This is a genomic window from Paenibacillus lactis, assembly GCF_017873605.1.
GTDB lineage: Bacteria > Bacillota > Bacilli > Paenibacillales > Paenibacillaceae > Paenibacillus_AQ > Paenibacillus_AQ lactis.
This window is the reverse complement of the sequence record NZ_JAGGKI010000003.1, coordinates 29,979-44,902: the sequence shown is the minus strand read 5'-3', so window position 1 is coordinate 44,902 and position 14,924 is coordinate 29,979. Positions and strand designations below refer to the sequence as shown.

The following is a 14,924-nucleotide window of genomic DNA, read 5'->3' as shown; positions in this document are numbered from 1 at the left end:
TCAGTAATTGCGAAGAGACCCTGAAGCTTTTAGCTTTAAGGGTCTCTTTTAGATCGGATTAACTTTTCAATATGAACCCAATCCGATTGTGACTACTTTTTATCCTGTTCAAGCAGCTCGATCAACAGCTTCAATTGAGGAAACGTATCCATGTAGGCATACGCGTAATCTCCCTGGGCATTTTCCCCATGCTGCAAGATAGGTATTTGATTATTCTGCAAAATGCTGATTTTCTCCTTCATGCCTTCCACAATAAATGCGATATGGTGAAAGCCTTCCCCGTTTCGGTCCAAGCTTTCTCGCCATGTGCTTGGATGATGATCCGGCTCGATCAGCTCCAGCTGAAGCGAACCCATGTCGAAGAAAGACAGCTTTGCGCGTGCCTCAGTAGGAATGCCTCGGAACTCCGTTTTTTCGATTGCGAAACGATCCGACCAGAACCAGCCCGGATTATCAACGCCGAAGAAGTCTGCGTATACCTGACTCGTTGCTTCAATGTCATTGACAAGCAATCCGATTTGGGTGATGACGTTCGTTCCTAGAATGCTCTGATCCATCTATCAAAACCGTTCGCGGATAACAACTTGATCGACAGGGAAACGGTTCGTTGGATACGCCGGCTGTTCAGCATAGCCTAAAGTCAACATCAATACCGGAATATAGCGGTCGGGAATGTTTAATTCTTTTCTTAGAGCTTCTGCATCATATCCTCCCATTGGCCCTGAATCAATTCCATGGGCTTTTGCGGCTAACATAAGCTGCATCGCTGCAAAAGAGGCGTTTCGAATGGCATCATGTATCCCAGCATGCCCGGCATTTTTGTAATGATTGTCTATATCGTTGACGATTGAGTTTTTAACTTCCTCTGTCATGAAGCCTGCACGAACCGATTCTCCATACACGTTCTCAGCATTTTCATTCGCTTTCGTGTCACCGAGTACAATGACTACCGCAGACGCGTCAGCAACTTGTTGTTGATGATAGGCGATAGGCAGTAAACGCTCTTTGTTTTCTTGATTCTGAATGGTGACGAATTTCCAATGCTGAAGGTTCCAAGCCGATGGAGCGGTTGCGGCTGCTTCTAGAATCTGATGCAGCGTACTTTGTGGAATACCGACCCCACTTTGATACTTTCGTACGCTGCTGCGCTCTTTCATAACTTTAATGACGCTGGTTTCAACTACTGTCGCCATGACAAAACACCTCTTCTAATAGAATGAAAAACGGTTCATTAGCTTCTTTTACAATTGACTTACCAAATTCCTGAGCAGCTCATATGCTTGCGTAAGTGAGATCAGCAACCTCCTTTCTCGATATGATGAAGACGCTGCGACATCGCCTGCTTAGGCTTAGGCGAGCTGACTCTTTGAAGTGAATTCATAAAAGCCATTTAGCATAAAGTGGAAGCTCAGCGCTATTGACCACATGGTAAGTTATAACTTTACAGTTGTCAAGTATAACTGACTAAATTTTCAATTGAATTTGACTTTCGGGAAATTAAAACTTACCATTAGGATGAATAGGCTTGTAGCGGAGGTGCTGAATAATGGGGGAGATACGTAACGCCGAACGTACCCGAAAGAGGATTCTTGAAGCAGCAAGAAAAGAGTTTTTCGAGAAGGGTTATACAGGCGCGAGGATAGAGGCCATCGCGGTAAACGCTGATGTGAAGAAGCAATTGATTTATCATTATTTTAAAGGGAAAGAAGAATTGCTAGTGGCGGTTCTCGATCAAATGACAGTCGAATTGCCGGAGTGGACTACCCAATTTCCGTCAGATCCTGTACATACTGCGGAGCATCGTTTCCAAGTGAATTGTCAAACAAGAATGGATTTCTTAAAGTTCACGGTTTGGGAAGCACTTGAAGAACAGCCGCAGCAGAATTCGAGGAAAAAAAGAAGAACGGAAGCCCTTCAATCGTACGTTGATGATATGAAATCAAAACAAGAAGCCGGTCTTGTGCCGGAGGACTTGGACCCGGAGCTTTTGACTTTGGCTATTAGCGCATTGACTACGTACCCGCTTATTTTTGGGGATGTTACCAAGATGGTGACTGGAAGCGAGCCTACTGACCCGCAATTTCAAGAAAAGTGGTCAAAATTTCTTACGAAGATCAGTGCGCGGATTTTTGGTAAGGATGACTTTATGAATGAGTGACGGGAGTCACTCCTATTCGAGACATGCAAACAACCGATCCAGGACCGGACCGGTTGTTTTGTTGTGCGAGCGAGATAGGAGAACAAATAATCTGAACGAAGCAGCTAAATCCGGGTCAGTTCCCGCGAATCCGGAGCCACATGGCCACTAATCGTTCGGGTCAGTTCCCTCGAATCTGGTGCCACATGGTCACCATATCGATCCAGCCGCGATGCTCGGTGATCTTGCCGCTCTCGACACGATATTGACGGTACAGCGTGACATCAATCGAGTTGCCCGTAGGCGCAGTTCCAAAGAATATGCCTTGGTGCGTGCCTTTTACCGTCATTCTGACGAGTACCTTATCCCCTTGACCAATGATTTGTTCCACCGTGTAGCGTTTATCGGGAAATGCCTCCAGGATCGTGGCAGCAAATGTTTTCAGACCTTCCTTGGATTCGTAAGCGAGCTCCTGATAGTCGTCGGACAGAAACCGATCCACGCAATTCAGTTCACTTCGATTCCAGAATGCCTCGATAAAGTCGCCAACCAATTCCACATTGCTCTGTTCTATCGTTTTCATTCCCAAACATCTCCTTTTCTTAATTAGATTGCCGCAACGAAGACAGTCGTTCGAACCTGCCGAAGTTAAGCCTTTATTTGAGGCAAAAGTGTTGCCGTATCGAACCAGCCGTGGTGTTCGATGATTTTTCCGTCGATTACCCGAAATTCGCGAAATTGAGTCGCCTTTACCGTTTTGCCTGTAGGAGGGTTTCCTGCAAAATGGCCAGCATGCACCGCTGTCATGAACATTCTTGCGATGACCTTCTCTCCTTGAACCAGGATCTCATCCACAGTGAAGCGCCGATCCGTGAACGCCTCAATCATTTGCGGGACAAAGAATTGATCCGTCTTCTCCAAAACATGCCGATTTGCAACGTCCTCGATAAAAGCGGTTATCGTCTCTACCTTCTTTTGTTCCATCGTGCTCATACAAACATCTCCTTTTTAGATATGGTTTGGATTGATCCCGAAGAGGGACAAGGGGATGCAATCGGCTAATGCTCGGAATCCCTTATCGTTCGGATGAAGATGATCGCCGAAATCATAGGCGGGCAGCAGTTGTTCGGGATGCTGCGGATCAGCCAGCCCCTCGTTAAAGTCTATAATGCCGTCAAATCCTTCGTTGGCGAGGATCCAGCGGTTCACTTCTTGCCGGATGATTTCTTTTTCATTTGTGTAATAAGGGGCATTCCCAAATGGCGGGAGCGTACCGGCAAAGATGCGAAGTCCCTTCTCATGCACTCTGGCTGCCGTTTCCTTCATTCCGGCAATGATCTCGTTGGCGCTTGCATTTCCGATCCCAATATCGTTAATGCCTGCGAGAAAAATAACATCCGTAACACCGGAATGAGAGAACACATCGCGTTCCAGGCGGGAAAGTATGCACTCTCCGCCAAGGGGCATTCCGGCATCCGGGCCGTTTGTCAAAATTTGATTCCCGACGATCCCTGCATTGAGAACAGAGACGGGAAGCGCAATTTGTTCCCGATCGAGCCGTTCTTGGAAAAAGTCCGGCCATCTCCGGTTCGTGCCTGGGGTAGAAGTGCTTCCTTCCGTAATGGAGTCTCCAAGAGCAACAATGACACGAAACGGATCACCATAGGTCAATACCTCTAGTCCGGATAGCCAATAATAAGAATGTATCTTATTCCGAAAATGTCCCGTGTCGCTGTCGTCCGTTCGGTTTCCCTCAGCAACATAGGTGATGCTAGGAGGGGAAAAATGCCAAGTTGAGGTCCTAGTCGATGCCGGAATATAGATGCTGATTGCAACATCGGTATTTTCATGAAGCTGAAGATCGATAGGATCGGTATAAATTTCTTCTCCGGCAGGAATGGTGATGGTTGTATGGCCATGTAAGGTCACATGCCGACAGGTACCGGGAACGATAAGACCATCCTCTTCGGATAAAGCTGCGGCAACTTTACCGAAGTGCACAGGCTCGGAACCGTAGAGATTGGAAAACTTTAACCGGAGCTTGGAACCGAATGCATGCGGATGTACAATCATTCGTAAGGTTTGATCCTCGAACCGTTCTTCCGCAACCGTTCGATCCTCATACGTTGGACTCGCGAACCAAGAGCCGATCCATTGGTCCTCAGCATGCTGCTGTTCATTCATTGCCAGGTTGACCTCCTTCACTAAATGTTACCGTTAGGTAACATATTATCGAAAAAAAATTAGTTTGCTGCTGCGGCTGTGGGTGATGCGGGTGTCGTTGCAGCCATTGTAATCGTTGATGGTTCTGCTGCAGCTGCTGCTGATGGAGCTGTTGCTGCCGCAGTCGTTGCCGCCGATGCTGCCGCTATCGTGACTGTTGCGGTAAGCTGCTTGGTCAGCTGTAAGAATCGGTCGACTGAGCTGAGAACCCTGTCTCTCAAGCCATCATCCAGCGGAGCGCCGTCTGATCCGAAGGTATTGGATCCATACCCGATGGAGATCCACTCGGGACAATTAATCCCGTGCAAATTTCGCACAATCGCTTGCAGATGTGTAAGCGAGCTGACTCCGAGCGGGCCGCCAGCCGAGCTTATGGCAAGCACCGATTTGCCAGCGACTTGATTAACGTTTACATAATCTAAAGCGTTCTTGAGTGCGCCCGATATGGAGCCGTGGTATTCCGGGGTGGCAAGGATCAAACCGTCCCCATCTGCGACGGCCTTCAGCATATGCTGTACGTTCGGATGAAAATCCCAGTTGTCCGGTGAAAAAAGCGGCAGCTGCAGCTCCGACAAATCGATAAATGTAACCGAAACATGCTGAGCCTCCATTAGGCTTTCTATGTAACGGAGAAGGAGCGTGCTTGTTGCGTTATGACGGTTGCTTCCTGCGATCATGGTTACTTTCATGTTGAACATCACCTTTCTAAAATGGTCGACTTCGGGTCAGTGGATTTGCATGCCGCCGGCTGACAAACAAATCCGTTTGTGATAATATGTGACTATAAAGTCACTTGTGATGTTTTCATCATACGTGACTGAATGGTAACGTGTCAAGTGGATTTAAGCCATTTTTTTTCATAACGTCAGAAGGAGGTGTAGCAATTGGAAAATAACATATTCAAAGCGCTTGCGGATCCCAGCCGCCGTAAGCTGTTGGATTTGCTTCATGCATCGGACGGACAGACGCTGAACGATCTTTGCATTCCGCTCGATATGTCCAGGTTCGGCGTCATGAAGCATCTTAATATTCTAGAAGAAGCTGGACTCATTACCACAAGAAAAGCAGGGCGGGAAAAGCTGCATTATTTGAATGCGGTCCCCATACGTCAAATCTACGAACGATGGGTCAGCAAGTTCACCGAACCTTGGGCAATCGGATTGTCATCTCTTCAAAATGAATTGGAGCGTGAATTAATTTTGGAAAACAAACCACAACATATCCACCGGATAGCGATTAAGGCAAAGCCTGAGCAGGTGTGGCAAGCTCTTACGGACCCTGTCAAAACATCGAAATTTTGGTTCAATTGCGCCATTCGATCTACGTGGGAAGTTGAATCTTCATTTGAGTTATGGAACGGCGAAGAGAAGAAAGCGGAAGGGGTCATCCTGGAGATAGACCCTCCTCATAAGCTCGTGATGAGCTGGCGTTTTATTTCATTTCCCGGTACGGAGAACGACTCCGCATCGCAAATTACTTGGGAGATCGGTGCACATGCGGAGCTTCAGGGCGTAACCCTTGTCACGGTTGTGCATGATCAATTCGAACAAGCGGTAAGCACTGCAAAAATTCTGGAGAACGGATTGCCTGTTGTGCTTTCAGGCTTGAAAACTTTGCTTGAAACCGGGGAGATGCTCGTTCAAGAGAACCATTCCAGTTCTGCCGAAGATCGATAAAATCGGGGTCCCAGCCTCCTGGCTGATAATTCTGGAGGACCCGTCTCTTGCAGCGATGCCGCCAGGGACTTCAACCGCAGTTTGTACATTATGAAAAACCCGCTAGACTCGAGGATTCTCGAAGGTTTGGCGGTTTTTTTGCTATGTCGTAAAACAAACTGGTAATTTCATTTGCAGCATGTTATATTTTGGATAATTCTGCATGGCATGGTGGAGGGAACACAGAATGAGAAATAAGAAGCTGGTATTCATGTCGGTCTCACTCTTCTTCCTGTTGGCCTTGTTAGCGGCATGCAATTCTTCCGAAAAGCCGGTTTCGGAGCCGGAAGTCCAAAGCAACGAGCAAATGAAACCGGCAGAAAACGAGAAGGATCCGCAGAAGCCGGAAGATAACGACCTTGATCCAAGGATCGCGGCCGGAAGAGAACTCATAACAAGGTACATCGTAGATTACTATAAATTCACGACTCCTGAAGCATTTCAGGAAGGGTACTTGAATGTTCTGTTCGATATATCCATGCAGGACCATCCGAGATACAACGCCTTGAAGAATTATCACCCGGATGACGTGAAGGAGCACAGCAAGGCCGAAATCGATACGATCGAGAAAGAATCCGTTGAACCCAAGGAGGAAGGCGGCTTCATTTACAAAGCGACGGTCACGGATAAAGTATTCTTTAAAGAGGTTCCCAAGGACGAACAGCCATTCTTTTACGAAAAGAATGACTATGAGCTTCATATTAATCAGGATGGCAAGGGAGCGTATAAAATCTTTGATATTTCATCGAAGCAAAGAATTTATTTCCCTGATATGTAAAACGGAGGTGACGAAATGGACCGGAATGTTGACCTCACAAAATCAGCAGCTGCCCCTGAACCTGAAGAAGATCAAAATAAAGAAGACGAACGGCGCCAAATGTCGACCAGCAGCTCGCTTCTGGAATCAGCCATCGACAGGTTTGCCCGGGAAGGCGGATTTGACGATTTACCCTTGAAGGGAAAACCCATCAAGATCGAAGACGGGGATGTTCTGACAGGGATCATGAAGAACGCGAATTACCAGCCCGCCTGGATTGAGCTGAGAAAAGAAATCGCTGCCGACATCAAGCGGCTTGTGGACCGTTCAGACCCAAGCATGATTTCAGAGTCAGAGTATGAGGCCATTAATCAAAAAATTATTAAGTACAACCGGACGGTTCCGAATTCACAGCTGCAAAAAGGGCTGCTGTCGGCAGCCAATTTGCATGCAGCCTTGGATAAATGGGAGTAACACGGCCAAGAGACCTTAAGCCACGAGCTCAAGGTCTCTTCTGTATTTCGATGAAGCTCTTGATGATGAATGGATCCGTTAATTTTATACACTGACGGTAGGCTCAACCACCGTGATGGTATTATTGACTGAATCCAGATTAACCATGGCGCCAATCGGCAAAGCGGCTTTATATATGCCATGACCTGTCGCGAGGTTTGTGATCAGCGGCTTACCGAGCGGTACGATGAATTCGTCGATGATATCCTGATAGGACTTGCCGTATGCAGCCTGACAGCCCGTACATTCCCCTGTAATGATGCCGATGCAATCGCGGAATTTTCCGGCCAGCTTCAAATCATTCAAGTATCTATAGACCGTATTGGTAGGCTCATGCGTTTCTTCAAGGACGAGAATTTTACCGCGCGTATCGATTTCGAAGGGGGTCCCTAACGTGTCTACAAAGGATGTCAGGTTACCGCCAACGAGCGGTCCCGTAACATTCCCCGGAATCCGGCTCACCAGCGGCATGCCCGGCGGATTCTGAATCGGACGGGATAATGAATATAGGGACGTCGCGGCAAAAAACTGGTCAAAATTATAGGAGGGCGTATCGGGTTTGAAGTCAATCAGCAGAAGGCTATGGAAGGTGATCAAATCCACAAGCTGATGCAGCGTATTTAACAATACCGTTATGTCGCTGTAGCCTGTAATGATTTTCGGGTTATTCCGAATCACGCCATAATCAAGGTAGGGAAGGATTCCGGCTACCCCGGTGCCGCCTCTTGTGGGCAGGATCATTTTAACCTGCTCGCTCTGGAACATCATCATCAAATCGGATGCCCGCTGTTCGTCCGTACCGGCAAGAAACCCGTTTTGCGCATATACATACTGGCCCAACACGACATTGAACCCGAGTGCTCTCAGAAAATCGATCCGTGCATCAATGATGTTAGCCGCGAGCGGGCTGCCTAAGGTCACGATCCCCACGGTATCGCCCCGCTGTAATATTGGCGGACGTATCGGCATATCCTTATCTTCCTCCTTTGAACATAGAAGAAGCCAATGTCTTGAGTGCTTCTAGATTATATTGGAAAGATCGACCGCACATTACTACTATAGAGCTTTGCCGAACAAAGAAACCGCTCTTTCGGAATGGTTGGAAGCCATTGAGGTTTAGCGAAGGGCGGTTTTCTTTGCAAAAAATCTGCCAGCTCCCAAGCTGCAAAGCATGGCCAGAGCGCGCTGATGGCGCGAAGCGCAGGCGTTTCCCGCCAATGGCCGAAAGATACAGGAGGATTATAAAAAACGTTAAATATAGATACCATATGTTAAATTTTTTCAGTGTTATCCTGCTTGTAAACGCTTTAATATCGATTTATGACATGACTGAACGGAGGGGGATTATGAAACTAGCAAGACGTTTCTGCAGCGTGTTATGGATGGCCGCATTGATGATGCTGGCAGCGGGATGCAGCGGCATTGACAGCCGGATTGCCGAATCAGAGCGGCCGATGGACCCTGTGCGGATCACCGCGTATATGGCCAAAAATCCGGTGGCGGACATCCTCCGCGCCCATCTTCCGGAATTCGAGGAGAAGACGGGCATCCAGGTGGATTTTCAAGCGTTGACCAATGAGCAGCTCAGCCAAAAAATGTTCGTTCAAATGACGGTAGGCAGCGAGAGTCCCGATGTATTTATGATCCGGCCGCTGGAGGAGCTTAGCCTGTATGAAAGCAATGACTGGCTTGCACCCTTGGAATCGTATGCTGTTTCAGACCCCCGCTATGATTTTGCCGATTTTTCCGGCACGGCGCTGGAATCGGTGACGGTTGAGGGCAAGCTGCTTGCCGTCCCGCTGTCGACTGAGCAGCAGATTCTATTCTATCGGAAGGATTTGCTGGAGAAGCAAGGAATCGAGGTGCCGCAAACGTTGGACGAGCTGGAAGAAGCAGTCAAGCAGTTGCATGATCCCGAGCATGGCGTCTACGGCTTTGTTGCAAGAGGGCAGCGAAGCGCTCTCGTCACTCAGCTCTCCTCCTTCATATATTCCGAAGGCGGGAATTTTCTGAACGAGGATCAGGCTGCGCTAAATACGGAAGAAGCGCTTAAGGGAATGAAGCGGTATGTGAATCTGCTCCGGAATTATGGGCCTCCCGATGCAATCAACTTCAGCTGGCCGCAATCCGCGGATTTGTTCGCCCAAGGGAAGGCAGCATTCTTTACCGATGCCAGCGCGATATACTCCCTGCTATCGCAATCGGGGCTGAATAAGGAGAACATCGGGTATGCGATGTTTCCTGCAGGCGACGCGGGCCGCAAGCCCTACAGCACCACCGCTTGGGGCATCGCGATGAATGCGAACTCGCCGCGCAAGGAAGCCGCATGGGCATTCATCGAGTGGGCTTCAGGGAGAGAGATGGTGCTGCAAGCCCAGAAGATCGGAAACCCGGGAGCGAGAAGCTCGCTCTGGCGTGACGAGGAAGGCATCTCCGGCTTTCCGGAAGGACTGATCCCGATCATTAATGAATCGATTCCGATCGGAATGAGCTATGACCGCCCGAAGGTCATTCATGTGAAGGAAGCGAGGGACATCATCGGCAGCATTGTCGTGAAGGGATTGGTCGGGGAGGACATCGAAGCGGCGGCCGAATCCGCGAACGTTCAATTGCAAGAGCTGATCGACAGCGAGAAGTAGAGCAGCTTGCTCTGACACGGGGGGATGATCGATGAATCGGTTAAGAACAAGTACATTTGCAAAGCTGACCACCTTGCTGGCGGTCCTGGTGATCCCGACGATTCTGCTGTATGCCTATTCCCATCAGGTCAGCATTAACGTGGTCCGATCGACCGTGGAGGTGGGGCAGCACAATCGATTGACATTTTTCATGAGCCAAATGGACAGTATGGTCGACCAGCTGACGAAATATTCGGTGATCGCAAGCAGCGATGACGGGATCAAAAGTTATTTAGCGGAGCGTCCCCGAAGTACCCCGATGCAGCGAATCGACAGCCAGCAGCGGATTATGGACATGCTGAATATGCAGATAGCGACGAGCAGCTGGGACAGTCAAATTCTGATGTACCTCACGAAGTATCAGGAATTGCTCACGACGGATCTGTCGGCCAGGTATGATGCCGAGTACTTGGCCCAAGCCCGTATGCAGGTCTGGTCCTATCATCACGATTCGCAAGGCCAGGCCTATTTCAGCTGGATGAGAACGCCGGCTTCCTCGAAGGAGCTGGTCGTGGAGATCCGGTTTACCGACCAGAATGTAATCAATATGCTGAACCGATTGAAGCAGGATGGGGACAGCGAGCCGTTTCTTTACGCACCTGGCAAACCTGTTATTGCAAGCAACACATCGGTTAGCGAGACCGTTCAGTTAGCTGTAGACGTATTAAGGGACATGCAGCTCGGGGATCAAGGCAGCCGAATCGTGCAGTCGGGGAAGGGCAAATACGTCATGAATTACGTCCGGTCCGGCAGCCTGGGCTGGTATCTGGTAGATTTTGTCCGGCTGGACAGCGTGTATTCTCCCATTACCTTGAGCAGCACCCTCTTTTACATTTCCGTAACGCTCCTGCTCGTGCTTGTCTTGCTGCTGACTTTGCTGCTGTACCGTAACGTTCAGCGCCCGATTTCCCGGCTGCTGCATGCGGTTCGAAGGATCCGGGACGGTCAATATATGACCCGTCTGCAGGATGCGCCGAAGAATGAATTCATGTATCTGTTTCACGCCTTTAATAATATGGCCGAGCAAATCGAGGATCTGATCGAACGGGTATACAAGGAGAGCTTGCGGTCCAAGGAAGCGACGCTTAAGCAGCTTCAATCGCAAATCAATCCCCACTTTCTGTACAATTGCTTGTTCTATATCAAAAATATGGCGAACCTCGGCGAGAAGGAAGCCGTCGTGGCCATGGCCCTGAACCTCGGGGATTATTACCGCTATACAACCCGGTTGGAGAAACCGACCGCGCCGCTTGAAGAGGAGGTCAAGCTGGTGGAAAATTATTTAACCATTCAGATGCTTCGCCTTCAGCGATTAAGCTTCGAGATCGAGATTCCCGAAAATATGCAGCAGCTTGAGATTCCGCGTCTCTTGCTTCAGCCCATCGTGGAGAATGCCGTTATCCATGGCGTGGAGGATCAATTGGATTTTGCATTCATTCACATTCACGGTGAAATCGAGGGGAGCCTGTGCAAAATCGTGATCGACAATAACGGCGATGGCTTGGACCGCGCTATTCTGGCTAAGCTGCGGCGGCAGATCGAGGAGCCGCTCCACGAGCGCGGAGGGTTCGGTCTGTGGAACATCCAGCAGAGACTGGTCACCCGTTACGGCAAATCATCCGGACTGTCCTTCTCGGAATCGCCGTCCGGCGGGCTGCGGGTTGAATTATGCTGGAACGATCCGGATCTGGGAAGGGAGGAATCCGCATGTATAAATTGCTGATCGTTGATGATGAGGCGAGCGTCGTCGAGGGGCTGGCGCATACTATACCTTGGGAGCATGTCGGGATCGACGAAGTGCACAAGGCATACTCCGGCTTCGAAGCATTGGAAATCCTGCAGACGCAGCCGGTGGACATTATGATATCCGACATCAAAATGCCGCGGATGAGCGGTCTCGAGCTTATTGAAATAACGAGAACGAGGTGGAAGAAGCTTAAAACGATTCTGTTGTCCGGGCATGCCGAGTTTGCTTACGCGAGGGAAGCCATTTCGCTTGGCACTTCCGAGTATTTGCTGAAGCCCGTTAGCGACGAAGTCGTCCTGGCTAAAGTAGGGAAGGCGGTGGAATCGCTGCGGCTGGAGCGGGAGTCGGACGAAACCTATAACCGGGCGGTTCAGGCCTTCCGCGCCAATCTGCCCCAAATGCGCAGCGAATTTCTGAATCAGCTGCTGCAGGGCATGAACTCCCCGGAGGACGTATGGACCAAGAAATTGGAGCTGCTTGAGATGAGCTCCGCGATCTGCAGCGAAGCAGCCCTGATGCTGGTCCGGATGGAGGACCGGCTGACGGAGATGAGTCCGTACGACTCCTCGATTATGGAGTATGCCATCGGCAATATGGCCGACGAAATTTTCGGCGACCGGTTTCGTTTATGGCGGTGCCGTGACATTCACGGGTACCTTGTATTTTTTGTTTTTGACAGCCATGATCCGAAGGAGGAGCGTCCGCCAGATACAGCCCCGGAATACGAACTAAAGCACAACGCTTCGCAGCTGCAAATGAACGTCAGCCGTTATCTGAAAGGAACGATTTCCGTGCTGATCGGCAGGCGGGGCCGCTTTCCGGAGGATGTCCGCAAGCTGTACCAGGACAGCCTACTGGCGCTGCGCCGCCACATCGGCAGCCACAGCGATATGTTCGTGTACGCCGCGGACGAGGAGGAGCTCCATCCGGTACGTTCCTTGCAAAAATGCTATGAGCCGCCGCTGCTGCATCATCTGCTGGAGTCCGGCAGCTGGGAGCTGGTCAGGGACAAGCTGGAACAGATCCTGAAGGAGCTGTCGCTCGCGCACAGCCAATCCCAGGAGCATGTCACCGAAGCCTTTTTCTTCATTTATTCCTCCCTGAGCGCTTATGCGCATAAGAACGGACGCAGCTTGAGCGATTACCTGGGAGCATCCCTTGCGGACGTGACGGGACTCTCCCAATGCACGAACGCGGCCACGCTCGGCAAGTGGGTAAACCAGGTGCTGCCGCTTCTGGAGCAAAGCGCCGAGCGCGCGACCCGAAGTGACCGGAGTGCAGCCGTGTCTCGGATGAAACGGTTCATCCGGGACCATCTGTCCGAGGATATTTCCCTGCAGGCGATTGCAGATCATATGTACATGCATCCGGTGCATGTGTCGCGGCTTTTTAAAATGGAGACCGGCTCGAATCTGAGCGATTATGTGCTCCGACTGAAGATGGAGCGAGCAGCGGAGATGCTTGCCGACCATTCCTTGAAAAACTTCGAAATTGCCTTGAAGCTGGGATACCAGAATCCGAATTATTTCATCCGGGTGTTTAAGAAATACTATTCCGTAACGCCCCAGGAGTACCGAAACAACCTGGAGGCCGGAAAGCCGTAACTCCAGGCTCTCGCCCGTATACCGTCCGTTTTCAGCGGTTTGTTCTTGCTGGAAACGGGCTTTTTTATGTGCGCCGGCCGCTGCGGCCGATGGCCCGGCATCGTGTTAAGGAAGGAGAGCCGATGTTAAGCCTCTATCATTTAACCCTGTCCATTAAGCGCTTACAATGAATGGTGTAAAGGCATTCCACTATATACGAGGGGTGAATGATGAGATGAAGAAGAGCACGATTCGATGGATAACGGCCGTTCTGGCCCTGATTTTGACGGCAGGATGCGGCGCAGGGGGAACGGGAGGCAGCGGCTCGGGGAATGCCGATCCGGGCAAGGAAACCCTGACCTTCTGGATGAAGAAGCAAATGTTCGAAGAGCAGAACCAGATGATTCAGGAGAGAGCACAACAGTTCGGAGAAGAACATAATGTGAACGTGAACGTTGAGTTTATCGCGTACGAGGATTTCTACCCGAAATGGTCGGCAGCGATTGAATCGGGGACAACGCCGGACGTTTCCTTTTTCGGATATCAGGAGGTTGGACAATTCTATGCCAAGGATGTTCTGGAGGATGTGACCGATCTTGTCGGAAAGGTGGAGAAAGCAAACGGGGAGATTCAAGACAGTCTGAAAGCATCCGTAACCTTTGAGGACAAGCTGTACGGGGTACCGCTCTGGACCGAGTCGACGGCGCTGTACTACCGCAAGGACATGCTGCAAGCTGCCGGGTTCAGCGAGCCGCCGGCAACGTGGGAGGAATTCCGCGAAATGGCAAAGGCGCTTACGGATCCCTCGAAGGGCATCTACGGGGCCGGGCTTGGATACGGCAAGGGCAATTCGGACGCCGAATGGCTGACCCGGGCGATTATTTGGTCCCATGGGGGATCGCTTGATACCGAGGACGGCAAGATCGTGGTCGTCAATACGCCTGAAACCCTGCAGGCGGTACAGCTGATCAGGGACATTTTCATTGAGGACAAGGTGACTCCGCCAAGCTCCATCGGTTGGGATGACAGCGGCAATAACAAATCGTATTTAAGCGGCCAATCGGCCATGATCTTTAACGTCGGCAGCCTGGCGGCAACCATCAAGAACGACAATCCTGAATTGTATGAGAATACAGGCATCGCCATGCTGCCGGCAGGACCGAAAGGAGCCGTAGTGCCTGGGATCAGCAACAATCTGGGCATATTCAAGGCATCCAAGAACAAAGACCTGGCGAAATCCTTCATCGAATATATGACGGATAAATCATGGTACGGCACGTGGGTGGAGAACGGGGCTCCGTTGACCGGTCCGATCTATAAGGAGCTGGCAGCCGAAGCCGTATGGCAGGAGGAGAAGAACAAGGGATTCGTCGACTCCATCGCTCATTTCGCCTTCCTTGGATACCCGGGGGTGTATAATCCGAAGGCTGGAGAGATTTACAACCTCCGTTATGTCAACGACGTATTCCAAAAAATGCTCCTCGATTCCGGCTTTACGGCCCAGCAAGCAGTGGAAGAGCTGCAGGCCAAGATCGAGGCGCTGTACGCCAAGTAAGCGACAGGCGCGCTAG

Annotated in this window: 15 protein-coding genes; 8 read left to right on the top strand and 7 right to left on the bottom strand. The window is 50.3% G+C overall.

The genetic code is table 11. From position 1 onward, the window contains the following. Positions 1–92: 92 nt before the first annotated feature. Together J2Z18_RS05825 and J2Z18_RS05820 are read right to left on the bottom strand one after the other, a co-directional pair. Entirely contained in the window at positions 93–557 is a 465-nt protein-coding gene (locus tag J2Z18_RS05825; protein WP_007127441.1) for a VOC family protein, read from the bottom strand. A gap of 3 nt (positions 558–560) precedes the next feature. Continuing rightward, positions 561–1,193 carry a nitroreductase family protein gene (locus J2Z18_RS05820; RefSeq protein WP_007127442.1) on the bottom strand — a complete coding sequence of 211 codons (633 nt, stop codon included), beginning with the start codon at positions 1,191–1,193 and terminating at the stop codon, positions 561–563. Between the two features lie 353 nt (positions 1,194–1,546). Here J2Z18_RS05820 and J2Z18_RS05815 point away from each other — a divergent pair, with 353 nt between their 5' ends. Further along, positions 1,547–2,158: a TetR/AcrR family transcriptional regulator gene (locus tag J2Z18_RS05815; RefSeq protein ID WP_007127443.1), complete on the top strand. Its 612-nt coding sequence runs from the start codon at positions 1,547–1,549 to the stop codon at positions 2,156–2,158. A 160-nt stretch (positions 2,159–2,318) separates the two neighbouring features. On the opposite strand, the gene J2Z18_RS05810 is transcribed toward J2Z18_RS05815, so the two are convergent. From J2Z18_RS05810 to J2Z18_RS05795, 4 genes are all read right to left on the bottom strand, one after another. Next, positions 2,319–2,720 carry an ester cyclase gene (locus J2Z18_RS05810; RefSeq protein WP_007127444.1) on the bottom strand — a complete coding sequence of 134 codons (402 nt, stop codon included), beginning with the start codon at positions 2,718–2,720 and terminating at the stop codon, positions 2,319–2,321. Positions 2,721–2,785: 65 nt separating this feature from the next. After that, positions 2,786–3,130 carry an ester cyclase gene (locus J2Z18_RS05805; RefSeq protein WP_007127445.1) on the bottom strand — a complete coding sequence of 115 codons (345 nt, stop codon included), beginning with the start codon at positions 3,128–3,130 and terminating at the stop codon, positions 2,786–2,788. Positions 3,131–3,145: 15 nt separating this feature from the next. Continuing rightward, complete coding sequence (locus tag J2Z18_RS05800) at positions 3,146–4,321, bottom strand: SGNH/GDSL hydrolase family protein (RefSeq protein WP_007127446.1); 1,176 nt, start codon at positions 4,319–4,321, stop codon at positions 3,146–3,148. A 59-nt stretch (positions 4,322–4,380) separates the two neighbouring features. Next, positions 4,381–5,049, bottom strand: coding sequence for an NADPH-dependent FMN reductase (locus J2Z18_RS05795; protein ID WP_007127447.1), 669 nt, complete (start codon positions 5,047–5,049; stop codon positions 4,381–4,383). A gap of 195 nt (positions 5,050–5,244) precedes the next feature. Here J2Z18_RS05795 and J2Z18_RS05790 point away from each other — a divergent pair, with 195 nt between their 5' ends. The 3 genes from J2Z18_RS05790 to J2Z18_RS05780 all read left to right on the top strand — a co-directional run bounded on the left by J2Z18_RS05790 (position 5,245) and on the right by J2Z18_RS05780 (position 7,306). Beyond that, positions 5,245–6,036 (top strand): ArsR/SmtB family transcription factor, encoded by a 792-nt coding sequence (locus tag J2Z18_RS05790; RefSeq protein ID WP_007127448.1) that lies wholly within the window; start codon positions 5,245–5,247, stop codon positions 6,034–6,036. Between the two features lie 226 nt (positions 6,037–6,262). Then, positions 6,263–6,853, top strand: a complete 591-nt coding sequence (locus J2Z18_RS05785) for a hypothetical protein (RefSeq protein WP_007127452.1) — start codon at positions 6,263–6,265, stop codon at positions 6,851–6,853. 15 nt (positions 6,854–6,868) lie between these two features. Beyond that, positions 6,869–7,306 carry a DnaJ family domain-containing protein gene (locus J2Z18_RS05780; protein ID WP_007127453.1) on the top strand — a complete coding sequence of 146 codons (438 nt, stop codon included), beginning with the start codon at positions 6,869–6,871 and terminating at the stop codon, positions 7,304–7,306. 84 nt (positions 7,307–7,390) lie between these two features. On the opposite strand, the gene J2Z18_RS05775 is transcribed toward J2Z18_RS05780, so the two are convergent. After that, the gene (locus tag J2Z18_RS05775; RefSeq protein ID WP_007127454.1) at positions 7,391–8,314 is read right to left on the bottom strand and encodes a S66 peptidase family protein; all 924 of its coding nucleotides are present in this window, start codon (positions 8,312–8,314) and stop codon (positions 7,391–7,393) included. Positions 8,315–8,691: 377 nt separating this feature from the next. On the opposite strand from J2Z18_RS05775, the gene J2Z18_RS05770 reads away from it, so the two are divergent. From J2Z18_RS05770 to J2Z18_RS05755, 4 genes are all read left to right on the top strand, one after another. Then, the gene (locus J2Z18_RS05770) at positions 8,692–9,984 is read left to right on the top strand and encodes an ABC transporter substrate-binding protein (RefSeq protein WP_007127455.1); all 1,293 of its coding nucleotides are present in this window, start codon (positions 8,692–8,694) and stop codon (positions 9,982–9,984) included. Positions 9,985–10,015: 31 nt separating this feature from the next. Continuing rightward, entirely contained in the window at positions 10,016–11,746 is a 1,731-nt protein-coding gene (locus J2Z18_RS05765) for a sensor histidine kinase (protein ID WP_007127456.1), read from the top strand. Continuing rightward, entirely contained in the window at positions 11,731–13,374 is a 1,644-nt protein-coding gene (locus tag J2Z18_RS05760) for a response regulator (RefSeq protein WP_007127457.1), read from the top strand. Before J2Z18_RS05765 ends, J2Z18_RS05760 begins: the two co-directional genes overlap by 16 nt. Positions 13,375–13,588: 214 nt before the next feature. Then, positions 13,589–14,908, top strand: coding sequence for an ABC transporter substrate-binding protein (locus J2Z18_RS05755; RefSeq protein ID WP_007127458.1), 1,320 nt, complete (start codon positions 13,589–13,591; stop codon positions 14,906–14,908). Positions 14,909–14,924: the final 16 nt, after the last annotated feature.